At 42.2% G+C, this 22131-nt stretch carries 19 protein-coding genes and 1 pseudogene; 10 read left to right on the top strand and 10 right to left on the bottom strand.

The window, feature by feature from the left end:
* Positions 1 to 4: 4 nt before the first annotated feature.
* Positions 5 to 352 (bottom strand): hypothetical protein, encoded by a 348-nt coding sequence (locus tag C4S61_RS04945; protein ID WP_103923679.1) that lies wholly within the window; start codon positions 350 to 352, stop codon positions 5 to 7.
* 926 nt (positions 353 to 1278) lie between these two features.
* On the opposite strand from C4S61_RS04945, the pseudogene C4S61_RS04935 reads away from it, so the two are divergent.
* The 3 genes and pseudogenes from C4S61_RS04935 to C4S61_RS04925 all read left to right on the top strand — a co-directional run bounded on the left by C4S61_RS04935 (position 1279) and on the right by C4S61_RS04925 (position 3494).
* Positions 1279 to 1695, top strand: a pseudogene (locus tag C4S61_RS04935) (XRE family transcriptional regulator).
* A 63-nt stretch (positions 1696 to 1758) separates the two neighbouring features.
* Positions 1759 to 2919, top strand: coding sequence for an ImmA/IrrE family metallo-endopeptidase (locus C4S61_RS04930; protein WP_103923677.1), 1161 nt, complete (start codon positions 1759 to 1761; stop codon positions 2917 to 2919).
* Positions 2916 to 3494, top strand: a complete 579-nt coding sequence (locus tag C4S61_RS04925; protein WP_103923676.1) for a DUF4411 family protein — start codon at positions 2916 to 2918, stop codon at positions 3492 to 3494. Before C4S61_RS04930 ends, C4S61_RS04925 begins: the two co-directional genes overlap by 4 nt.
* A gap of 60 nt (positions 3495 to 3554) precedes the next feature.
* Here the strand turns inward: C4S61_RS04925 and C4S61_RS04920 are convergent, their stop codons facing one another.
* The 5 genes from C4S61_RS04920 to C4S61_RS04900 all read right to left on the bottom strand — a co-directional run bounded on the left by C4S61_RS04920 (position 3555) and on the right by C4S61_RS04900 (position 6208).
* Positions 3555 to 4340 (bottom strand): hypothetical protein, encoded by a 786-nt coding sequence (locus C4S61_RS04920; RefSeq protein WP_160111204.1) that lies wholly within the window; start codon positions 4338 to 4340, stop codon positions 3555 to 3557.
* 108 nt (positions 4341 to 4448) lie between these two features.
* Positions 4449 to 4844 (bottom strand): hypothetical protein, encoded by a 396-nt coding sequence (locus tag C4S61_RS04915; RefSeq protein WP_103923674.1) that lies wholly within the window; start codon positions 4842 to 4844, stop codon positions 4449 to 4451.
* Between the two features lie 58 nt (positions 4845 to 4902).
* The gene (locus C4S61_RS04910) at positions 4903 to 5352 is read right to left on the bottom strand and encodes a preprotein translocase subunit SecB (protein WP_103923673.1); all 450 of its coding nucleotides are present in this window, start codon (positions 5350 to 5352) and stop codon (positions 4903 to 4905) included.
* Positions 5349 to 5786: a helix-turn-helix domain-containing protein gene (locus C4S61_RS04905; RefSeq protein WP_103923672.1), complete on the bottom strand. Its 438-nt coding sequence runs from the start codon at positions 5784 to 5786 to the stop codon at positions 5349 to 5351. The genes C4S61_RS04910 and C4S61_RS04905 overlap by 4 nt, the downstream gene beginning before the upstream one ends.
* Positions 5783 to 6208 carry a hypothetical protein gene (locus C4S61_RS04900; protein ID WP_103923671.1) on the bottom strand — a complete coding sequence of 142 codons (426 nt, stop codon included), beginning with the start codon at positions 6206 to 6208 and terminating at the stop codon, positions 5783 to 5785. Before C4S61_RS04900 ends, C4S61_RS04905 begins: the two co-directional genes overlap by 4 nt.
* Positions 6209 to 6930: 722 nt before the next feature.
* On the opposite strand from C4S61_RS04900, the gene C4S61_RS04895 reads away from it, so the two are divergent.
* Together C4S61_RS04895 and C4S61_RS04890 are read left to right on the top strand one after the other, a co-directional pair.
* Positions 6931 to 7461, top strand: coding sequence for a DUF6266 family protein (locus C4S61_RS04895; RefSeq protein ID WP_103923670.1), 531 nt, complete (start codon positions 6931 to 6933; stop codon positions 7459 to 7461).
* A 151-nt stretch (positions 7462 to 7612) separates the two neighbouring features.
* Complete coding sequence (locus tag C4S61_RS04890) at positions 7613 to 8488, top strand: sulfite exporter TauE/SafE family protein (RefSeq protein ID WP_103923669.1); 876 nt, start codon at positions 7613 to 7615, stop codon at positions 8486 to 8488.
* Between the two features lie 439 nt (positions 8489 to 8927).
* Here the strand turns inward: C4S61_RS04890 and C4S61_RS04885 are convergent, their stop codons facing one another.
* From C4S61_RS04885 to C4S61_RS04875, 3 genes are all read right to left on the bottom strand, one after another.
* The gene (locus C4S61_RS04885) at positions 8928 to 10256 is read right to left on the bottom strand and encodes a hemolysin family protein (protein ID WP_235009802.1); all 1329 of its coding nucleotides are present in this window, start codon (positions 10254 to 10256) and stop codon (positions 8928 to 8930) included.
* 290 nt (positions 10257 to 10546) lie between these two features.
* Positions 10547 to 11362 (bottom strand): peptidylprolyl isomerase, encoded by an 816-nt coding sequence (locus tag C4S61_RS04880; protein ID WP_103923668.1) that lies wholly within the window; start codon positions 11360 to 11362, stop codon positions 10547 to 10549.
* 288 nt (positions 11363 to 11650) lie between these two features.
* Positions 11651 to 12760: an alanine racemase gene (locus tag C4S61_RS04875; protein WP_103923667.1), complete on the bottom strand. Its 1110-nt coding sequence runs from the start codon at positions 12758 to 12760 to the stop codon at positions 11651 to 11653.
* A 365-nt stretch (positions 12761 to 13125) separates the two neighbouring features.
* On the opposite strand from C4S61_RS04875, the gene alaS reads away from it, so the two are divergent.
* The 3 genes from alaS to C4S61_RS04860 all read left to right on the top strand — a co-directional run bounded on the left by alaS (position 13126) and on the right by C4S61_RS04860 (position 18436).
* Positions 13126 to 15750: an alanine--tRNA ligase gene (alaS, locus tag C4S61_RS04870; RefSeq protein WP_103923666.1), complete on the top strand. Its 2625-nt coding sequence runs from the start codon at positions 13126 to 13128 to the stop codon at positions 15748 to 15750.
* Positions 15751 to 15768: 18 nt separating this feature from the next.
* Positions 15769 to 17229 (top strand): Asp-tRNA(Asn)/Glu-tRNA(Gln) amidotransferase subunit GatB, encoded by a 1461-nt coding sequence (gatB, locus tag C4S61_RS04865; RefSeq protein WP_103923665.1) that lies wholly within the window; start codon positions 15769 to 15771, stop codon positions 17227 to 17229.
* A gap of 94 nt (positions 17230 to 17323) precedes the next feature.
* The gene (locus C4S61_RS04860) at positions 17324 to 18436 is read left to right on the top strand and encodes a TlpA disulfide reductase family protein (RefSeq protein WP_103923664.1); all 1113 of its coding nucleotides are present in this window, start codon (positions 17324 to 17326) and stop codon (positions 18434 to 18436) included.
* 395 nt (positions 18437 to 18831) lie between these two features.
* On the opposite strand, the gene proC is transcribed toward C4S61_RS04860, so the two are convergent.
* Positions 18832 to 19632, bottom strand: a complete 801-nt coding sequence (proC, locus tag C4S61_RS04850; protein WP_103923662.1) for a pyrroline-5-carboxylate reductase — start codon at positions 19630 to 19632, stop codon at positions 18832 to 18834.
* Positions 19633 to 19777: 145 nt separating this feature from the next.
* On the opposite strand from proC, the gene C4S61_RS04845 reads away from it, so the two are divergent.
* Positions 19778 to 20944, top strand: coding sequence for a glycosyltransferase family 4 protein (locus C4S61_RS04845; RefSeq protein WP_103923661.1), 1167 nt, complete (start codon positions 19778 to 19780; stop codon positions 20942 to 20944).
* Between the two features lie 132 nt (positions 20945 to 21076).
* Entirely contained in the window at positions 21077 to 22129 is a 1053-nt protein-coding gene (locus C4S61_RS04840) for an NAD-dependent epimerase (protein ID WP_103923660.1), read from the top strand.
* The last annotated feature ends 2 nt before the right edge of the window (positions 22130 to 22131 follow it).

Below are 22131 nucleotides of genomic sequence, written 5' to 3'. Positions count from 1 at the left end.
AGATTTAAAACTGCTTCTTTGGATTAAATTTCAATCCTAGATTTTGAGCCCTTGATTGAAGAGTTTCATAGCATTTATCAGCTAAAGGTTTCAAATCCAAACCATACTGCGAAACAGGATAGGAGGTACTCTTGTACATAAAAGACTGATAGATTTCCATAAATGAATCCATTTCCTCATCCGTCCTAAATCCTATCCAATTTGCAACCAGCTGGTATAAATTGAGAAAATGATAATCCAATGGTGCCAGCTGGAGTGCTTCCAAGCCGAAGATCAGCTGACTGTGTCGAAGGTCCGCAAGGATTAGTTCTTTAATCACACCTTCAAGGGAAATTGGTTTTTTGGTTTCCATGATCGCGTTTGATTATCGTTTCAAAAATGGTAGATCGAATTTTTTCAAATTCCCACGACTATGCTATTCCGATTTTGGATAAAATAAATGTCCGCAATGACTCCAGTAGGTTAATTAAAGTAGTTTAGGTCAAAGTTTGGAAGTCTTAGATCCGAAGGATCGATATAATTCATAATCCCCGGTGTAGCCGGGGGAAAGCCACTGCAATCAAAAAGAGAGCCCCAAAGGGGTGATACTTAGAGATTTCACCCTTTCATGGCTCAAAGAAAGTGGATTCAATATCAACCCTGCACTTCGTACAGGGTCATGAATGGTTAGGCTCTTTCAGAGCTACACAAGAAGTCTATTTGATTTCTTGTAGAACTAACGACTTTTCAGACCTAATTCACTTATCATCCTTGTGGTTGTGTCATATCGGATATCCATTCTGGATAAAATATCCCTTCCATATAACTATTTTACCTAAGAATTAAATACCCATTTTATCCTCCGTTTGGTGATTTTCTTAAATTTGATATAGTCTAAAACCTCCGCCGCGGTCTGTGTTTTCACAGACCGAAAAAATCAATTGCCACCAATGTTTGTCAGTCCGAATCTTAAATATTCATGGACCATACAAAAAAGTAAATGACAGTAAATTGCACACCAAATGAGTCAAAAATGTAAAACTACGTTTGATATAGCCTTCGTAAACAAAACATCGGTCGGGAGGGCGCGTTGGGAGGATTTGCCAGCGAGCCAGCGTTTGGCCTCGTGCGGTGGGAGCTTTGGCAAATCTTGTCCCGATAGTTATCGGGATTTTGGTTCTTTTGGGTTAAGCCAAAAGAACGAAGGAAAAGATCAGGTTAACCTGAATTTAAAACCTTAATTAAATCAGTCTCGAATATAAGACTCAAAACCACATAGCAAATCATACCTTCTATACAATGACCGAATCCCCATCCAAATCCATCCACCAAGGCCGCAACCTCAAACGCTTCAGGGAAATGCTCGGTATCAAGCAAGAAGCTTTAGCATTCGAACTGGGGGAGGACTGGAACTAGAAAAAGATCTCCCTGCTCGAGCAAAAAGAAGAAATCGAAGCCAGCCTACTCTCTCAGATTGCTGAAGTGCTTAAACTCCCCGTAGAGGCTTTTAAGAACTTTGACGAAGAACAGGCGGTGAATATTATTGCGAATACTTTTCACGATGAAGCATCTGCTTATGTTGAGCAGTACAAATTTCAGTTTAATCCTATAGATAAAATCATCCAGCTCCACGAGGAGAAAATCGCGCTTTACGAGCGGATGCTTAAGGAAAAGGATGAGATGATGGCGAGGCTGGAGAAGTTGATAGGGAAGTGATTAAATCCAAAACGGATTAATTCCCCTATTTTTGCGTTCTTTCAATAAAATCAGCTCCACGCTTTGAATACTACTCCTTACAATTTTGCCCGAATAGAACAGCTTATCCGTCAGTTCAGACTGGAGAAGGATGAGTTTTTGGACTTAGTGAGTGAAGGGTTAAAGAATAAATTGAATTGGGAGGATATTTTTCAACCGGAAATTCAGCTCAATCACCTGAAAAGAATAGATAAGATTTTCAGTAAAGGGCTGTCCTATTATTTGGACCCTGCTCCACCAATCCAATCCAAAGAATCCAGCATTTTTTTCAGAAAGGAAAAGTTTGGGGCAGACCTAAATCTCGCCTCAAAAAAGATCGTCACCCAATTCGAGGAGATGAAGCTTTCCTTGTCTGGCTTGGCCAAGATGTCAGATTTGAAGATGGACCGGATACTTCCCATTTTTTCAGTTGACGAAGATGCGAATAAAGTTGCCAAAATAGTCCGAGAAACTCTTTACCCGAAAGTGCCAAAAGACTCCAAGAAATTCCTCGAGGCCGTGATTGATAAGTTTGCAGCCTCCAACATTCTGGTTTTTGAATTTGTAGAGAGTCCTAACTTGAAGCAAAAAGTCAATATTGATGGCTTCTACTTGCAGCCAAACGTCATCGTACTTCGGAGAAATCAGGATTATTTTAAGAGGGAAATTTTTACACTGGCACATGAACTAGGACACTACCTGCTCAATCAGGAGGAGGTCGAGTCCATGGATTACGATCACTTTGCTTTAGGAACTACGTCCAAGGTTGAGTCTTGGTGTAATAGTTTCGCCTTTGCATTCTTAGCAGGGGAAAAACTGGATGTCCTGGACCAATTGCCGGAAATTGGAAAGACCAATGATTATTCCTTTGAGGAGATCAAAGTTATTTCCCAAGCTACCCATCTGAGCTTTACAGCCATGCTAACCTACCTCGTCCGCAAGGGGAAAATGAGTGGTGCGATCTATGGCCGTATGAGAAAAGAGCTAGAGGATACCATTCAGGCTAAAAAAGATCAGGAAAAAAAGAAAAGAGAATTGGAAAAGGAAATGGGGAAATCAAGCATGGGGGCCCAGGCAAAACCCATCCAATCCCCTTTGTTTGTTTCTGCCATTCAAACTGCATTTTTTGATGGAGTGATCAATGAGTACGAACTCTGCAAAACCCTTCATCTCAAACCCGAGCAACTCGAAAAATACCTGAGATGAGGGCCTTGATTGATACCAGTTCCTTGTTGAGTATGGTTCGGTATTATCTGCCGTTTGATAAAAAAGGTGTTCTATTCGAGGTAATAAAACGGAAATTTGAAACGAGAGAGATTATTCTTCTGGATGCGGTGTTTGAAGAATGCAAATACGTTGGGCAAAAGGCTATCTTGAAAAAGCTAGACTACCTGGAAGACAAGGACTTTTTAAAGGAAAATAGGATCATTGTAAAAACGGAAGACTTAATCCCACTAGCTCCCGCGAAGTTCCTAAATCAGCTGAAAAAACAGTTTGTTGCTAACCCATTCCAATTCCGCAAACTTACTGAAGGGGAATTTGAGGTAAAGAAAAAGGAATTTTTGGATTCGGCAGATGCCAAGCTGATTATGTATGCCCAACGATTGCTCAAAGAAAACCCTGAGGAGGAATTCTATCTTGTAACGGAAGAAACCCCCGCAGCCAATGACTTAAAACTTTTCAAAAAGATCCCAGCGATCTGTGACATTCTTGGAATACCAGTTATTACCCTTCCTGAGCTTCTCGAAAAATATCCGGAGGTGGATTTGGGATTTGGTTAACCAAATCTCCTCCCGGATTAAAAGGTGAATTAAACTACTTATTCACACCAATGCCACCTTTTAAAATTTTTGCTCCAACATCGCAACCAGATTCCTCCTTCTTTTGTAATCTCGCTTGATCATACTGGCAATCTCGACAGCTTTTGAAGGACTGACTTTGAAAATGTATTGGAGTGAGTTAACAATCGATTCATAGTGTCGGTCACCGGTGTGGACCAACTCCTTGTCTATAAGTTTGGTAAAATAGTTCGTTGAGTCAGATGGATATTTTTCGCAGTAGGTTTTAAAAAAATTCAAGACAGACTGATCATCCAATGATTTGCTGGTCAGTACAAGTTGATGGGCTTCTTCAATTCTCTCTCTTTTGATCAGGTATTTCAGAAAATAGTAGTGACTGTTTGATTTGACCAAGGCCTCCAATTCCAAACTTCTTTCGGGACATAGTTCAATGGATTTTTCAAGTAGAGAATCGGTTTTATATTTTTTTAATCCTGAAATCAAGTCTTCGATAAAAGGCAAGCCTTCCGATTTTTTCAGTTCGACCAGTTTGATGAAAAGTTCTTGGGTGAAAATCCAGGGATCTGGATTGACCTTTCTCAGGTCTTCTAGATAAACTATGGCTGTACCAGGCATTTTTAAGGTTACTAATGTTTCTACCAAATCCAGACACAAGCTTGATTCCTGATGGTAAATTTTCTCCAATACTATGGCTCTTTCTGCTAGACTAAGCGTGTCTTTAAGGAAATGATAGTAGCGTTTATGAAAGGAATTCTCCTCCGATTTCACTGATTTCAAAAACCAATCTTTCAACAAGACCTGATCGGAATCCTTAAATATCAGATCCAACTCCCGTGGATAGCTGTAAAAAGTGTCATACCCATAGGATTGGAGAATGTTCTCAAGTTTGGAGACGAACTCAATTTTTTGATTAAAAGGTAAACTCCTGGCATACTGCTAGATCACTGCCAAAAAGCCGCAACCGTCATAATATTCCTCAGGCCAATGCCGATATAGTCTCCCTTCATCTTGGATTTCTTCGATTCGCTTGATGCAGAAAACAAATAATTGCTCCGTTTCTTCCCGGAATCTATCCCAAAGTCCGGAAAGCTTCTCTGCCCATCCGGTCAAATTGGAATCAAATTCCGAAGGCTCATCCCACAAATCCTCATCTTCCAAAAGTTCTTTAATACTTTTCACTATCCTGACAAAGGTTCCTTTAGCATCTCGATCCGACAGGTGTTGGTTTTTTAGTTCCTCCTTATACGATTCCGGTGCAAACCTAATCACCAACTCTGCCAACTTTTCTTGAGACAGTGTTTTTACAAAAGCATTAAAATCAAATTCTGACATGTAAAGGCAAAGTGTTTTAAAACAAATTGAAAAAGGAGGTATTGATGGGGTTTCATCCCTAACCCTGTTCTGCTGCCTTATCCCTCAACAACTGCGAAATATCGATCGGAGGCAATAAATACCCACCCATCGGACCAAGGTTGGTGATCTGATAGATGATGTTTCTAAGATTATTAATCATCATGTTCAAAGTGGAGAACTGACTTAGATTATTTCTTAAGTTCTCTTCCACTTTTTCGGGATCTTGGATTCTAAAAGTTCCTCCTCCTTCCACCATTAGCTTATAACCTGCCAAAGGCTTTTTCTTGGCAAAATTCACCTCTATTTTGGTGAATAACTGAATTTCACCTTCTACCTCTGTTTTGCCTATCCCAAAATCAATATCCACCGGATAGGATTGAAAAAGATCCGGTACATTGACATCCTCGTCTTTAGGAACTATGAATTCGTAATGGGATTCCAATAGCTTGAAATCCAATAGTTGTAATGGAGAAAATTTCGCTTTCATCCCGCCATAGCGTATTCATCTTCTCCGGTTTGGCTGACTGCCATGACCAGTTGAGGATTGGTGACTTGTTCTTTTAATTTTAAATATTCTTGGGTCTTGGACCATCGCTTATGGTAGGCAATTAGCTCTTCCTGTACTTTCTCTTGGAGAAGTTCCTCGGTCATGACTTTAAATTCCAGACCTAACTCCATGGACATTTTTGCAAGAATGTTCCAGTTGGGTTTTTTATCCCCACGGAATAACTGGGTAATGAAGGAGGCAGAGGTTCCGATTTTTTTGGCCAACTCCTTTTTGGAGATTTTTTCAAGCTCCATCTTGCGATCTACCAATCCCAAAAACTGTAAAGCCAATACATCAGCCAATGAGGAAACGCGGTCCTCATGAGAAATCTCATTGAAGAGATTTTCCCATTCTTTTTTGATAGAATCTGTCATGGTTTAGGGTTTAGGTCGTACTCGTACTTGGACACTCGTCTGATAATGCTTTTTTCTGTTGCTGTCAATTTTTGGGATTTCTTCTTTTCGAGAAGTTCCACCCCAATGATTACAAATCGCTCCGTGTCTCCGTCAGTAAACTGCTGACAGTATATTCTGGGATTTTTCTTTCCCTTAAACAATTTAATAGCAGTAACTTTCTCACAACCTTTTTCAAAATTCTCCTTGTCATACAAATCTCTTGGAGCCTGATGGTTTAAAATCATTTCGACGGCTGTGTTGAACTTTTTTAAGTTTGCTGAATCCGATTTCAAAAACGCCATGATTTCACCGGAGTTTTCTTCATCCAGGTAAAGGGCCTTTTTTCCATCTTTTGAAATTTGTACCAGTTCAGCCTTTCTTTTCACGTCAAAATTAAGCAATAGGTTAATTTAATCAAGCCATTCATCAAAATCTATTTAATCTTATATGCTTCAATTTCCTCCGCTGCCATCAACACTTCCCCTTCCTCTCTCAAATACTCCTTCACTTCTTGACCCACCAATTTCCTCCTGAATGCCTTTGCCAAGATCGCGGGTGGCAAGTTTTCAGTCTTGGCTTTTTATGATTTTGTAAAGCACTTGCGAAGGAAATAACTGCCTAAAATCAGTGTCTCTTAAAGGTCAAGTTAATAGTTTAAAAAAATCCAGTTTTCAATATCCACATTTTCTTTACCGGGAAAATTGGTAGACCAAATTTTGAAATCATAAAATTCCTTCCAATGGCTTTGTTTGCCGCCCGCATTTGAAATTGAGATTTTGAAATTTTTCCCTGACTTTTCAACTTCAACATTGTCCTTTTGACTCTTTTATTGTGTTTATAATTTTTTCTTTTAGGCCACATGGAATCTCCCAGTGATTATAATCATGCCAGTGTGTGACTTTTTAGTCATGCTCGATTCATCTGTCAGCTCCAAATATTCTTTAAAACAAGCAGCTTTGAGCCACTCTTCAATCCTTACTTTTTTTGAAGACATCATTGAATTTTTCAAATCCCTGCCTATCAAAAACTCGCATCTATTTACCAGGTTTTGATAACCTTGAAAAATATGACCTAGAATAACCAGAAAAAGGCCCAATAAGCAAACCAATGTCCAAAAAAACGGATGAGAAAATCTCCTCTGAATGAACGGTCGCAAGGAATGTTTGCGATGGTTCAAAAGTATCTCAAAACTCTTCGGAGAGCCATAGCCTTTGGTTACCAAGAATATACCGTTGGAGCGAGTTTGCCCTACCATGCCTGTGTTTCCTATACCCGGAAAAACTGTTTTGCACTCGATGGAAAAGATTACCGAATCGATCCGGCTTTGATAAAAGTAAGTCGGGGTTCACTGATGCCTCCGGAAGATGCCAAGGCCGAAAAAGTGGCTGAAGGAATAATGTTTTCCTGGAGAAACAACTCCCATATATCAAGCGCAAAACTATGGGATAGGGCATTTATTGTGATTCACGATTTGGATAACACGACAGTGGAATGGGTGGATTTGGGAAATACTAGAGAAAAAGGGGAACACCTTTTAAAATTGGATCCACATTATTTGAATAAATCATGGCATGCTTATCTGGCCTTCAGTCAAGAAAACGCATACTCCAAAAAAAGAACGTTTTCTGATTCGCTTTATTTGGGAGTGATTTGAGGTCTCTGCTCTTTTCTTAGAAATCCACTGTTCTTCATCAATCCGGGTTGGTACCCAATTCAAAATTCTTATTATAATCCTACAAAAATGGTAGGGAATATGGAATAAGTATTATTTTTGATTCTTATTCGCTTTCAAACCTATTAAATCCATGGAGAAACTCATCCTTCGACTCAGAAATGAGCCTTTTTGGACTATGTTCTTTGCATTCGCAGGAATGATTTTTTTTCTGATGGTCACCCAGACCCTAACCCAATCGATCAAAAGCTGGGAATTGGATACCGAGATGTTCCTTTGGTTCTTGCTGGTGGGTTTCGTTGCACAAAGCATTGATGGTGCGCTTGGGATGGCTTACGGGGTGAGTTGCAATTCGATTCTTTTGGGTATTGGTATTCCACCGGCCGCAGCCTCGGCTTGGGTTCATTTTGCGCAGGTTTTTACCAGTTTGGCTTCGGGTATTTCTCATTGGAAAATGGGAAATGTAGACTGGAAATTGGCTAAGAAACTCCTGATTCCGGGAGTAATCGGCTCGATGCTTGGGGCTTTCTTATTGTCCAATGTGGATGGGGACCTTGTCAAGCCTGTCATTGCCGTTTATTTGCTTGTGATGGGATTCGTGATCCTGAGAAAAGCCAGAAAAAGTCATCACACGGTAAAATTCAACCGGGATAGCAGAAGCCTTCCCGTATTGGCGACTACGGGAGGATTTGCAGACGCGATCGGTGGAGGGGGTTGGGGGCCGATTGTCAACAGCACCTTACTGAGTAAAGGAAAAATAGCCCGATATGCTATTGGAACGGGTAATTTTGTTGAATTTTTCGTTTCCCTGGCCAGTGCTTCCACTTTTTTGTTCTTTGTAAAAGAATTGAGTCTGGCACCTGTGCTCGGGTTGATTTTAGGTGGAATCATTGCGGCGCCTTTTGCGGCTTATATCTGCAAGTTGGTCAAGCCAAAATACCTCATGGTTGCTGTCGGTATCTTAATTATTTTATTGAGTATTCGGACGTTTTATATTTCGATTTTCTAAGCTTCAATCGCGCGAGTTCCGTCCTCCATCGGTTATCAAATGCCGGATTTTTGTACTTTCAGGCATAGATTTATACCCAATGTTATCCAAAAGAGCCAAGTACTCGATTAATCGCGGATTCCAAGACGTGGTGGAAGTAAGGTCCTTGACCTAACGCTTTGGAGTTAGGTGGAACTATGCATTAGGTTTCGTTTTAGCCCGTTTCAATGAATATCGGGAAGGAAGGTAGGTGTAATAAAATCAGGCTGTTTGGAGACTGAGGCATAGCACCACTAGGGGGTCCAGATACCTATCGGGAGAAAACAGCCACGCAGTGACTGATTTTGAAGCGAATACCGGCAGCAATAGTATTGCTGATGCATATTTTCTATGGGAGGGAGCCTCCACCATTTTCCATTTTTTTCTGAATTAGGGATTATCACAAATCGAAATGAATTTCCTACACGTCTATTCTCTTGACCATGATTTTGTCGATTCGCTGACCGTCTTTGTCCACGACTTCGAGCTCAAGATTTTCGACGATTACTTTATCGCCTATTTCGGGAATGCTTGCTGACTTATGGATCATTAAGCCAGCTACCGTGGTAAAGCCCTTTGTTTTTAAGAGAATATTCAGATCGAAATATTTTACGAAATCAATGATTGCAAATTGTCCATCCACGAGCCAGCTCTTTTCATCCCGCTGGGTGATCTGATATTCTTCATGATCAGATTCGCTGGCATCTCCGACCAGGGCGTCAATCACATCATCCATGGAGACGATACCCATGGTACTTCCATATTCGTCGATCACAATCCCGTAGTGCATTTTCTCCTTCTTAAAAAGCTCAAGAACCTGATAGGCAAAGGAGTTTTCATTGATGAAAAGCGGCTTACGGTAGACTTTACGGATATCAAAGTTCTGCTGAATTCCTGGGGCAAAAAGATCCTTCAATAAGACCATCCCGACGATATCATCGAGGTCATTGTCTTTACAAACCGGATAGGCAGCGTGCTTTTCGGAATTGATTTTTTCGCTCATTTTCTCCCAGGTATCATCGACATTGAAATAGACCAATTCTGTGCGATGGGTGAAAAGCGTATTGATTCTCCGATCCCCCAATTCAAATACGCGCTCGACAATGTCCTGCTCGATGTCCGTGATTTCTCCTCCTTCCGCACTTTCTTTGATGATGGCTTTGATTTCTTCCTCTGAGACTTTGGATTCAGAGATGTTTTTGATGCCAAAGATGGTCAGTAGAAAATCATTGGAGACGGATAAAAGCCATACAAAAGGTGCTGTGATCCTTGAAAGTAACCGCATGGGTTTTGCCACAAACATAGCAATGGGCTCCGGAAAGGTCATGCCAAGACGTTTTGGAAATAACTCACCCAAGACGATGGAAAGGTAGGTCACTCCGAGGACTGTTATACCGGTTGCCAGTGGACTTGCATATTCCGTCAGGAATTCAATTTTTGAAATGAAATCCTTTAAGAGGGTAGTGAGATTTTCTCCGGAATATACCCCGAGTAAAATACCGATCAGCGTAATTCCAATCTGCACGGTGGAGAGAAACTTGGTAGGGTTTTCTGCCAGTTCCAATGCTACTTTGGCAGTAGAGCTTCCCCGTCTTTTGGCATTTTCGAGTTTAAATTTACGGACCGAGACCAAGGAAAGCTCGGACATGGCAAATACGCCATTAAGCAAGACTAGCAATAAAATAATCAGGAGTTCCACTTCGGAATTGGAAGAATAGGATAAAATTTCAACTAAAATAATAATTTTCAATAGTACTGGAAATTGCAGATTGGCTATAAACTGAAAAAAGGCAAGTATGACCTGCCTTTTGTAATGAAGTTCCGCTGTTTGATTTTCTGCACAAATCGATCAATCGCGCTTTTTACTTTCTTTTTTAGCGGCTTTGTCGGCACGCTTTTCTTTCAACGTTTTGGTGGCTTTAGACTTATCGTCTTTCTTTTTGCCTTCAGGTTGCTTTGCCATGATCAGTGATGTTTAATTGTTTTTTTAACTTTCAGGAAGGTACTCAATTGCCAATTCCCTTTTGAATGAAGGCTATTTTATTTTTTTAAAATGACTCGCATACTCAGAATTCGAACATCTTCTAGCGGACGGTCCTGTCGGTTGGTTTCCACGGCAGCAATGGCATCCACTACCTCCAAGCCTGAGATGACTTCACCAAAGACGGTGTAGTTTTGATCCAAATGGGGAGTGCCTCCGATGGTTTTGTACACCTGCCGATGTGCTTCCGGAATGGTGTATTTTTCAAAATTCCGGTAATTGTCAAGCACAGTATTGAGGGTTGAAGTTAGGGTTTTGACCAAAGCTGTGTCTTTTTCAGTTTGTGCACGCTCAAGGGAATCAAGGAGCGGTTTAATTGCGGGATCTTTGATGCCATAATGATAGGCTAGCATTTTATTTATTCGGCCTTCATTGTGGGTCAGAAGGCTGTCATTTTGGATTTTCCCCTGTACGATGTAAAACTGTGTACTGCTAGAGGCGCGTTCGGGATTATTGGTTCGGGCTGCCGCCAAGGCACCTTTTTTATGAAATAGCCCAGACACTATTTCGGCCGGAATCTGATAAGGAAGATCACTGCTGCCAAGTCTTGCTACAGAATCAGCCGTTTTGCTTTGCGTATCACCTCCCTGTATCATAAAATCTTTGATTACCCGATGAAAAAGCAAGCTGTCGTAGGTTCCTGCTTCTACCAGTTTGATGAAATTATCCCGATGAAGGGGTGTTTCGTCGGATAATTGAAGGATTATTGTGCCGTAGTTGGTTACCAGTTCGATTTGGGTAGGAGCTTGCTTGGTAGATCCAGCCAAGCTGATAAGTAGGCATGCAGAAATGAGTTGGGCAAAGATTTTTAACATTTTTGGTAGGATTGTGGGATTTTCCTGTCCGTGAAAATCGGAATAAACCGCTGATTTAGATCTCTATTTTTTCGCTGAGGAAATAATATAAACGACCATGTTTTCTGTATCCTGCTGAGCCAATTTTGGGTCGGGATTCATTATTGGGTACTACCAGTTACCCGAATTTCCTGAAATAATTTTTCCTGCCAATTCTCAGGTAAGTCATTGGATAAATGGGGAAACTTTTAGATGAGGTCGTTTTTGTTCTAGATTCAACTATATTATCCGAAATGTCTGCCCAATAATTTATTCCCAAGCTGCTCCTTCACAATGATCGATTTTCTTTCCATCCAGACTTAAATATTCGCCCATACAATCTGCCGTCATGCAGGAGTGAACAGGCAGAATACCCAATAAATCGCCAACTTTCGCCGAATCCAAGAGGGAATCAGATGCTTTGATCAGCCCGTGTTCCTGCGAAATACTTTTGACATAAGATCGCTCGCTCGGAATAGTCCAGCCTTTTTCATTCAGGAATACCACTTCCCCAAAGTTTTTATTTCCTTCGGCATCCATCAATACATCTTTTGCCAAATGAACTCCTCCTCCATGGACGAGAATTTCTTTTCGCTCGGTGTTAATGTCCACCACGGGGACAGCCAGGCAAACTGAAATATCTTCTTTTGTACAACTGCCAAGTTCGGCTTGCATCAGATCAAATAAGACAAAATTTCCCGGGCCCAATTCATCAATATCACCAAAGTCCTCTGTCACTGCACAGCCCGGAGTATCTCCAACCCGGGTCACCAACTCGGGAAATTCACTTTGGTATTTGATTTTCAGCATGTGAAGTGCCTGACGGCTTTGCTCGTAGATGCCCGCCTTGTCCGGAGTGTAATAGGTGTGACCAGGATGAAGGTAAAACCCTTTAAACTTCAATTTGTCAGAAGAGGAGGCTACCCGCATTATTTCCTCCATCGTTCCAAAATCTGAAATGTGAACGCCTGTTCTACCATATCCCGCATCGATTTCGATAAAAAAGCCCACTGAATTTGTCAACCCTTCGACCAACTTTTGGGTAGTCACGGGATTCACCAGCTGGATAGAGAGTGAATTGTTAGCAGCCAAGTAATTCAAACGGGGAATTTCCAAAATGTTGAATGGAAATGCGATGTGAATGTTTTCCCAACCTTGTCCGCAGAGGTATTCTGCCAGTTTGATGGATGAGGCAGTTACTTCTTTGATTCCGTATTCCTTGGCCCAATTGCCTATCTCGTGTGATTGGGCAGTTTTCCAGTGAGGAATGAGTTTCTTACCATTTTTAGTGGCTTTTTGTGCCATCCGTTTGATATTGGCTCGGGTAATCTGCTCATTGATTAACAGGGTAGGAGAAGTAATCTGATCTAAGTATGACATGGGAATTAAATGGGTGGAAGTGCTTGAGTTACCCTAAAAGTAAGGAGGATTTTGATTTTCGGAGAACAACTCACCAATGAATTCGATTTGGAAAGCAATTTTCTGTTAAGTCTGATAAATTTTCAATTTTCAGATCCAATCGTCACCCGCCAAGAAGCATGACAGGAAAGGCAAGCCTTGAAAATTGATCCTTGAAAATTGATCCTTGAAAATTGGTCATTGAAAATTGATCATTGATCAGAATTATTTCAAAATCCTAGTGCGCATCATCAGAAGCCCGCCTTTTCTGTTAATTTTGTCACCCGATAAAAAGAGCCTTTTTGTCCTTCAAATAAGAATTAGAACTATCTGCACTTAGCCCTTTCATGGAAGCAAAGAAAATCCGGAGCACCTTTATCGAGTTTTTCCAATCCAAACAGCATCAGTATGTTCCCTCATCCCCGATTGTCGTTAAAAATGACCCTACGCTGATGTTTACCAACGCCGGGATGAATCAATTTAAAGACGCATTTCTCGGCAATGAAATCGCCAAATATTCGCGTGTGGCCAATTCTCAAAAGTGCCTTCGCGTAAGCGGAAAGCACAACGACCTGGAGGAAGTTGGAGTAGATACGTATCACCACACCATGTTTGAGATGCTGGGAAATTGGTCTTTTGGTGATTATTTCAAAAAAGAGGCCATTGAGTGGGCATGGGAGCTTCTGACAGAGGTCTATAAACTTCCAAAGGATCGCTTGTATGTTTCTGTTTTTCAGGGAGATGAAGGTGATAAGCTGGACAAAGACTTTGAAGCAGCCGAACTCTGGAGTAAAATCGTACCTGAAGACCGAATAATCCTTGGCTCAAAGAAAGACAACTTCTGGGAAATGGGTGATACAGGACCCTGTGGGCCTTGTTCGGAAATTCACGTTGATCTTAGATCTGATTCCGAAAGAGCACATTTTCCCGGTAGGGAATTGGTAAATAACGATCATCCACAAGTCATCGAGATCTGGAATTTGGTTTTCATGCAGTTTAACCGATTGGCGGATGGAAGTCTGAAAGAACTTCCGGCAAAGCATGTCGACACCGGAATGGGTTTTGAGCGCTTGGTACGTGCCATTCAGATGAAGTCCTCAAACTATGACACGGATTTGTTTACCCCATTTTTGGATGCGATTTCAAAAAAATCCGGCAAGATCTATGGCCTCCACGAGCAGACAGACATTGCATTTCGTGTCATTGTGGATCACATCCGTGCGATTTCTTTTACCATTGCAGATGGTCAGATTCCTTCCAATAACAAGGCCGGTTATGTGATTCGGAGAATCCTGAGAAGAGCAGTTCGGTATGGCTACACCTTCTTAGGCTTGCAGCAGCCGTTTCTATTTGAATTGACGCCATTGATTGCCGAATACTTCGGTGACATTTTCCCGGAAGTACGGCAACAGCAGGAATTCATCGCCAAAGTGATCTTTGAGGAGGAAACTTCATTTCTCAGGACTTTGGATCACGGGTTGAAAATGCTGGAATCCATCAAATCGGACTTAAGCGCAAAAGGTGAGAAGATCATTTCCGGTAAGACGGCTTTTGATCTCTATGACACATTCGGGTTTCCATTGGATTTGACTTCCCTGATCGCGAGGGAAAATGGCTTTTCCGTCGATGAAAACGGCTTTGCAGATGAAATGGAAAAGCAAAAGACCCGCTCACGGGCCGCTTCCGAGCAGGAAACAGGCGATTGGGTCTTGGTCCATGAAGACACCGGAGTTGAATTTATAGGATATGACTTTACAGAATCCTATTCCCATATCATCAAGTATCGCACCATCACCGATAAGAAAGGAGACCGTTTCCAGGTGGTGTTGGATAAAACACCATTCTATGCAGAAAGTGGCGGACAGGTAGGGGATACGGGTTGGTTGATCTCTGCATCAGAAAAAATCCGAGTGATCGACACCAAAAAGGAGAACGATCTGATTGTACACTTTGTAGAAAAGCTGCCACAGCAACCTGACGCAAGGTTTTCTTCGGAAGTGGATCAGGAGAAGCGAACCTTGACCATGAACAATCACTCCGCTACCCACTTACTTCAATCTGCCTTGAAAGAAGTATTGGGCGACCACATTCAGCAGCGAGGCTCCTTGGTAAATGAGGGGCTATTGCGATTCGATTTTTCCCATTTTGGAAAAATGACAGAAGAGGAGATCGCCAAAGTTGAGGCGATTGTCAATGCAAAGATCCGGGAAAATATCCCACTGTTGGAGCAGCGAAATGTACCGATCGAAGAGGCTAAAAAGCAGGGTGCAACAGCTCTCTTCGGAGAAAAATATGGTGATTTTGTGCGTGTGATCACATTTGACAAGAATTTCTCTGTGGAACTTTGCGGAGGAACTCACGTTCCCTCTACAGGTCAGATCGGCCTGTTCAAGATCATCTCCGAAAGTTCGATTTCTGCGGGAGTTCGTAGAATTGAGGCGATTACATCGAATGCAGCAGATGCCTATCTGCGAGAGCAGGAGGGATTGCTGAAAGAGATTCAGGACCTGTTGAAACATCCAAAAGATGTCAAGAAGGCACTTGAATCATTACTTCGGGAACGGAATGAGCTTAGAAAAGAAGTGGAATCGCTCCATCTGGAGAAAGCCTCCGGAGTGAAAAATGAGCTTTTAAAGAAGTTTGTCCCGGGAGATGGAATAAACATACTCATCGCCCGGGTAGAATTGCCAAATGCCGACTCCCTGAAAAAGCTGGCCTATGAACTCAAAAATGAGGTGAGCAATTCACTGATTGTCTTAGCGGCGAAAATTGAAGATAAGCCTCAGGTTGCGGTGATCCTGCAAGATTCGCTCATTGTCTCCAAAGGCCTCAATGCAGGACAAATTGTCCGGGAATTGGCCAAAGAAATTCAAGGTGGAGGAGGTGGACAACCCTTCTTTGCCACCGCTGGAGGAAAAGATCTCGCAGGTCTGGAAAAAGTAGTGGCCAAGGCTAAGGAAATGTTTTTATAATCGCTGAAATAAAAAAAAATGCTAAGCGAAGAACTCAGGAATAAATATCAGTTGGTGATCGGCCTGGAAGTCCATGCCCAATTGCTGACTGAAAGTAAAATGTTTTCCTCAGACTCCAACGAATACGGAAATCTGCCCAATACACTGATCTCTGCAATTACCCTCGGACATCCGGGGACTTTGCCAAAAGTGAATAAAAAGGCCGTGGAGTTTGCCGTCAAAATGGGTTTGGCTTGCAACTGTGAGATTACCCGATTCAATATTTTCTCCAGGAAAAACTATTTCTACCCTGACCTTCCCAAGGGCTATCAAATCACCCAGGACAGGGGCCCGATCTGCGTCGGCGGTACCGTCCCTATTGAATTGGCTGATGGAACAGAAAAATTGGTCAAGCTCAACAGGATCCACATGGAAGAAGATGCCGGAAAGTCCATGCACTTGGCCGGAGAGACGGATACTTTGGTTGATTTTAACCGAGCCGGTACGCCTCTGATAGAGATTGTGACCGAGCCTGATTTGAGAACCCCGGAAGAAGCCTATGTTTTTTTGGCGGAGATCAAAAAACTGGTCAAATACCTGGATGTCTGTGACGGCAATATGGAGGAAGGGTCACTTCGCTGCGATGCCAATATTTCGGTAATGCTAAAAGGTGCCACAGAACTTGGGAAGAAAGTGGAAGTGAAAAATATGAACTCTTTCCGCAATGTGGCCCGCGCCATAGCGCATGAGCATGAGCGGATCATTCATTTGCTGGAGGCAGGGGAGGAAATTATCTCAGAGACTCGGACCTTCGATGCCGACACAGGAACTACGGCCAGCATGCGGACCAAAGAGGACCTGAATGACTACCGGTATTTTCCTGAGCCTGATTTGAGCCCAATTGAGATCTCGGATGAGTGGTTAAATTCCATTAAAGTGACCATGCCGGCCTTGCCGCGGGAACTTTACAGGAAGTTTGTCGATAGCTATGGCTTACCAGCCTACGATGCGGCTTTTCTGAGCGAATCAAAAGAAATTGCACTTTGGTTTGATGTGCTTTGTACCAAAACGAATAATTACAAAGCAGCATCCAACTGGATGATGGGACCGGTCAAGTCATACTTGAATGAAATGGCCCAGAATATGGAAAACTTCCCGATCACAGCAGAAACTTTATCCCATCTTATCGCATTGGTAGAAGAGGGAAAGGTTTCATTTACAGCAGCTTCTCAAACTATCTTTCCGGAGCTGCTAAAAGCAAAGGGAGAATCGTCGTTGGAAATAGCACAACGCCTGAATTTGATCCAGGAAAGTGATGAAGGATCCCTGAAACCCATCGTTGAGGCTGTTTTAGCCGAGAATGGTGCAAAAGTTGCAGAATATCGGTCAGGGAAAAAGGGATTGATGGGCATGTTTATGGGGCAGGTGATGAAAAAGTCAAATGGAAAAGCAGATCCAAAGGTCGCTACCAAACTGTTGACAGACCTATTGGGAAAATAACCTGTAGCATTCCAGCTTGTCAAAAGTCCCACAGTAAAAAATATCGCAACAGAGATACAGTCAAGTTGACCATAAAAAAATCAATCATAATCAAATGAAGCATACGATGATAGGAGTTTGGCTAGTTACCGTGATGGTGTTTTTCTCCTGCGGTGGTAATGAAACTGAAACAGAAGGCAAGGTTCAGGTTTCGGGAAAAATTGAAAATACACCGGAAGGAATGGTTGTACTTTCTCAATTTACAGACAGCAGGCCAAAAGTTTTAGATACCTTGGAGGTAAATGCATCAGGTGAATTTTCTTATGAATTGGAGGTAGATACTCCGACGTTTTATGAATTGAATCTCTACGGTCAGAAAACAGTCCGATTGGCATTGTATAAAGAGGACGTGGAATTGACTTATGACTTTTCCGATCCTGCAAGCCTTGCCATCGAAGGGTCAAAGGATACCAAGGAGATGCTGAAGATAGAGCAATTGATGGAGGCGTATCAGGCTGATGTCAATAAACTGAATGAGGCGTACTATGAGGCCATGAGTAAAAATGATACGGAAGCCATCAAAAAAATTCAATCGGATGCAATGACCCTGGAATCCAATCAATCCCAGCGCGTGAAAGAAATGATCGCCAGTATGGGGGATTCTTTTGCTCCTTTGGCAGCAGTTGGACTATTGAATCCCAAAAACGATTTTCAGTTCATCGATGAATTGGTTTCCAGGCTAAATGACAACTATCCGGGTACGGTGGCTATCCTCCAGATGAAACAACAGCTCGATGAGATGCGCGCCCTATCAGTAGGCCAGCCGGCGCCTGAGATTGAGTTGCCCAGTCCGAGTGGGGAGTTGGTGAAGCTTTCTGACTTGCGGGGCAAATACGTTCTGATTGACTTTTGGGCGGCTTGGTGTAAGCCTTGCCGACAGGAAAATCCAAATGTGGTCAGACTTTATAATCAATACAAAGACAAAGGATTTGAGGTGTTTGGAGTTTCATTGGACCGAACCAAGGAAGATTGGGTTAAAGCGATTGCCGATGATCAGTTGACCTGGACCCAGGTTTCAGATTTGAAATATTTCAATTCTGCTGCTGCCGAGCTTTATCAGATTCAGGCGATCCCGGCCACGTATATGATAGATCCGGATGGAAAAATCATAGCAAAAGATCTGCGGGGTCCAAGTCTTGAAAAGAAACTCGCCGAGCTTTTTGATTAAACCAAAATCAAATCAATAAAAAAACCTTCAGGATAGAATTCTGAAGGTTTTTTTATTGGCCAGTTGGGAATAAATGTAAAAGGAAGGAGGAAAAAGTACCAAACAGACCTTCCTTTAAAAATCGCTTCGCTTAAAAAGGAATAGCAAAAGTTGTTTATCACCCGGGACAAAGCTAATGAAAACATTTAAAAGAAAAACAACCCTAAAATTATTCTTTTTTGAAGTAATGGTAATATTTTTATAAAATGATTGAATTTTCAAAGTATGGAATAAGCCTATTTCCCCTAATCAGCTATTCTCAATCTGGATTTTGAAATATTCCAAGCCAGAAAAAAATAAAAAAAACCATCGCCACTCGGTAAGTGCGACGGTTTCGAATTTTCAACCTGCTTTGCTTACTTTTCTATTTTCTCATAGCTGGCAATGACACCGCGTACCATGGCGGAACTAAATCCCTGATGCTCCATTTCATTGAGTCCAACGATGGTACAACCCTTTGGAGTAGTTACTTTATCGATTGCCGCTTCGGGGTGAATATTTTTTTGAATCATAAGTTCCGCGGCACCTTTTACCGTTTGATTTACGATTTTGCTTGCAGTCACGGAATCAAAACCGATTTGGATCCCTCCCTGAATCATCGCCCGCATAAATCGAAGCACATAAGCAATACCGCAGGCTCCAAGTACGGTTGCGGCCTCCATGAGGCTTTCGTCAATCGTGATCGTGAAACCAATCGAGTCAAATAATTCCTGAACCAGCTCGACCTGCTTGGGATTTGCATGCTCTTGGCACACACAGGTGATTGACTCCTGAATGTCAGCAGCAATATTCGGCATTGCTCTGAAGGCGACCGTTTTTGGGTCGATGACTTCATACATCTCCTTCAGGGTGATTCCGGTTGCCAGCGAGATGATGAGTTGCTTACTTGGATCCAATACCGGTTTAATTTCGGCTAAGATCTTGGCAACATTGTAAGGTTTGACACCCAAAAGAATGATGTCCGCATAGTGGGCGGGAACGGTGTTGTCAGTATGCACATGTACACCTTTTGACTCAAATTCAGCTAGACTAGTCGTATTTCGTTTCGTCAGCGTGAGGTTTTTTGGGTCAAAATCGGTTCGCATCAGTAATCCGTTGGCGATAGAAGTACCCAGGTTGCCGCAACCTATGATGGCGATTTTTACGGTAGAAATCATGAGAAATTTATTTTTAAATAGGTTTGATTGATTAAAGGTAACCAAAACACATTCCTTTTGGCTCGGTTTTTAAGACTATGTCTGGAAATTTTAGCGCCGATGATGCGTTAAAAGCTTACCTTTGCGCCCTTAGAAATCTTTTTTGATGCCGAAATTAATCCGAATCACCACCGTACCCTTATCACTCAAACTTTTGCTAGCCGGGCAAATGAACTATGCCAAAGCCCAGGGCTGGGAGGTGATCATGGTCAGTTCTGACGGGAGAGAAGTGGATCAGGTGACCAAACATGAGGGAGTCAGGCATGAGGCCATTCCTTTTACCCGGAAAATAACGCCGCTTACTGATCTGAAATGCATCTGGCTTTTGATTCAACTGTTCAAAAGAGAAAAACCTGATATTGTACATACCCATACCCCAAAAGCAGGATTGCTTGGTATGATCGCTGCGAATCTGGCAGGAGTAAAGATTCGAATTCACACGCTTGCGGGTATTCCTGCGATGGCAGCTGAAGGAAAGACAAAAAGTCTGCTTGAATCAGTGGAAAAGTGGACTTATTCCAATGCCACTGAGGTGTGGCCAAACTCGCAGGGACTTTGGAAATTTGTGGTAAAAAAGGGACTTTGTTCCGAATTCAAGCTTCGAATGATCGGCAAGGGCTCTTCCAATGGGGTCGATCTTGAAAAATTCAACCGGGATTCGCTTAAGGAAAATCACCTGGTCGCAGCCACTATGCGAATTATGCCAGGTGAGGATGATTTCATCATTTTGTGTGTGGGTCGATTAGTTAGGGACAAAGGAATCGGAGAGTTGGTGTCTGCTTTTTTGAATTCAAAAATTGTCAATAAATCCAAACTGGTTTTGTTGGGCGCTTTTGAAAATGACTTGGATCCGCTTTCACCCGAAACGGTGCAGACGATCCAAGATCACCCTCGGATCATTCAGATTGATTGGTCTGATCATGTGGCGCATTATCTGGCACTTTCGGATCTTTTGGTTCATCCTTCGCACCGTGAAGGCTTTCCCAATGTAATTCTGGAAGCCGGTGCCATGCAGGTTCCTGTCGTTTGCTCGGATATAATTGGAAATACAGACATCATCACCCAACAAAAAACCGGGTTAATTTTTCCTGTAAAAGATGCCGTTGTATTGAAGGAAGCTTTGGAATTTGCTTTTGTGAAACGCGATAAAATGGCGCAATACGCTGCAAATCTCTATGAATTGATTGTTCAAAATTATGACCGGAAATTTGTCCAAAAAGAAATTTTTAGCAACTATCAGCGACTAATTAGCGCAGCCAAAACAATGGAATAGGTTATATTTGAGAGTTTCCAATTAATTGTCAAAGTTCCTTATGAAATCTAGCATGTCGAAAACGACACACACTGGGATGATTTTAAACCAAACGAGATTCCATCTGATCGATAAAAAACAAATTATAACCAGATGAAGTACCTCGTGACCGGCACGGCCGGATTTATTGGATTTCATGTTGCTCAAAAACTGATCGATCGGGGTGATGAAGTTGTCGGTTTGGATATCATCAATGACTACTACGACATCAATCTCAAGTATTCACGGCTTGAGTACAGGGGGATTCCAAAATCAGAGATTCAAAAAGGAAAAATTGTCCAATCAACTACCCAAAAAGGGTATCGCTTTATCCAATTGGAGTTGGCGGAGAAGGAGCCTTTGATGGCGCTTTTTGAGCAGGAGAAGTTTGATGTGGTGATTCATTTGGCAGCACAGGCCGGGGTGAGGCATTCGCTGACACATCCGGAGGTGTACATTGAATCCAATATTATGGCATTTCTCAATATTCTGGAATGTTGCCGATTTCATCCTGTGAAGCATTTGGTCTATGCAAGTTCAAGTTCTGTATATGGGGCAAATGAGAAATTGCCGTTTTCCACCTCGGATTCTGTAGATCACCCGATTTCGTTATATGCCGCTTCCAAAAAATCCAACGAACTGATGGCACATACTTACAGCCACTTGTTTGGGATACCGACAACCGGCCTTCGGTTTTTCACCGTTTATGGCCCTTGGGGAAGACCGGATATGGCCTTGTTCCTTTTCACCGAAGCGATTCTAAAAGGAGAGCCGATCCAGGTATTCAATTATGGCAAAATGAAGCGGGATTTTACTTTCATAGATGATATCGTAGCAGGCGTGTTGAAAGTTGCCGACAGACCTGCAAAGCCCAACCCTGATTTTGATTCTCAAAACCCTGATCCGGGAAGCTCGAAGGTTCCCTATAAGTTGTACAACATCGGTAATTCAAACCCAGTATTGTTGATGGATTATATTAAAGCTGTGGAAAAGGGACTGGGAAAATCGGCTAAAATGGAACTTCTCCCATTGCAAATGGGGGATGTCCCTGCATCGCATGCCGATGTGACCGATTTGGTTCGGGACACTGGCTATAAACCTGCAACTCCTATTGAAGATGGGGTAAAAGCTTTCACTGATTGGTATTTAGCGTATTATAAAAAATAAAA

It is taken from the genome of Algoriphagus boritolerans DSM 17298 = JCM 18970 (assembly GCF_900108085.1).
Classification (GTDB): domain Bacteria; phylum Bacteroidota; class Bacteroidia; order Cytophagales; family Cyclobacteriaceae; genus Algoriphagus; species Algoriphagus boritolerans.
The sequence above is the reverse complement of the archived record's forward strand: the minus strand, read 5'-3'. Positions and strand labels throughout refer to the sequence as shown.

Bases quoted from the DNA above. Each gene is read 5' to 3' on its own strand.
- C4S61_RS04945 (WP_103923679.1), bottom strand. From the start codon at position 352: ATGGAAACCAAAAAACCAATTTCCCTTGAAGGTGTGATTAAAGAACTA.
- C4S61_RS04925 (WP_103923676.1), top strand. From the start codon at position 2,916: ATGAGGGCCTTGATTGATACCAGTTCCTTGTTGAGTATGGTTCGGTAT.
- C4S61_RS04915 (WP_103923674.1), bottom strand. From the start codon at position 4,844: ATGTCAGAATTTGATTTTAATGCTTTTGTAAAAACACTGTCTCAAGAA.
- C4S61_RS04910 (WP_103923673.1), bottom strand. From the start codon at position 5,352: ATGAAAGCGAAATTTTCTCCATTACAACTATTGGATTTCAAGCTATTG.
- C4S61_RS04905 (WP_103923672.1), bottom strand. From the start codon at position 5,786: ATGACAGATTCTATCAAAAAAGAATGGGAAAATCTCTTCAATGAGATT.
- C4S61_RS04895 (WP_103923670.1), top strand. From the start codon at position 6,931: ATGAGAAAATCTCCTCTGAATGAACGGTCGCAAGGAATGTTTGCGATG.
- C4S61_RS04890 (WP_103923669.1), top strand. From the start codon at position 7,613: ATGGAGAAACTCATCCTTCGACTCAGAAATGAGCCTTTTTGGACTATG.
- C4S61_RS04880 (WP_103923668.1), bottom strand. From the start codon at position 11,362: ATGTTAAAAATCTTTGCCCAACTCATTTCTGCATGCCTACTTATCAGC.
- C4S61_RS04875 (WP_103923667.1), bottom strand. From the start codon at position 12,760: ATGTCATACTTAGATCAGATTACTTCTCCTACCCTGTTAATCAATGAG.
- alaS (WP_103923666.1), top strand. From the start codon at position 13,126: ATGGAAGCAAAGAAAATCCGGAGCACCTTTATCGAGTTTTTCCAATCC.
- gatB (WP_103923665.1), top strand. From the start codon at position 15,769: ATGCTAAGCGAAGAACTCAGGAATAAATATCAGTTGGTGATCGGCCTG.
- C4S61_RS04860 (WP_103923664.1), top strand. From the start codon at position 17,324: ATGAAGCATACGATGATAGGAGTTTGGCTAGTTACCGTGATGGTGTTT.
- proC (WP_103923662.1), bottom strand. From the start codon at position 19,632: ATGATTTCTACCGTAAAAATCGCCATCATAGGTTGCGGCAACCTGGGT.
- C4S61_RS04845 (WP_103923661.1), top strand. From the start codon at position 19,778: ATGCCGAAATTAATCCGAATCACCACCGTACCCTTATCACTCAAACTT.
- C4S61_RS04840 (WP_103923660.1), top strand. From the start codon at position 21,077: ATGAAGTACCTCGTGACCGGCACGGCCGGATTTATTGGATTTCATGTT.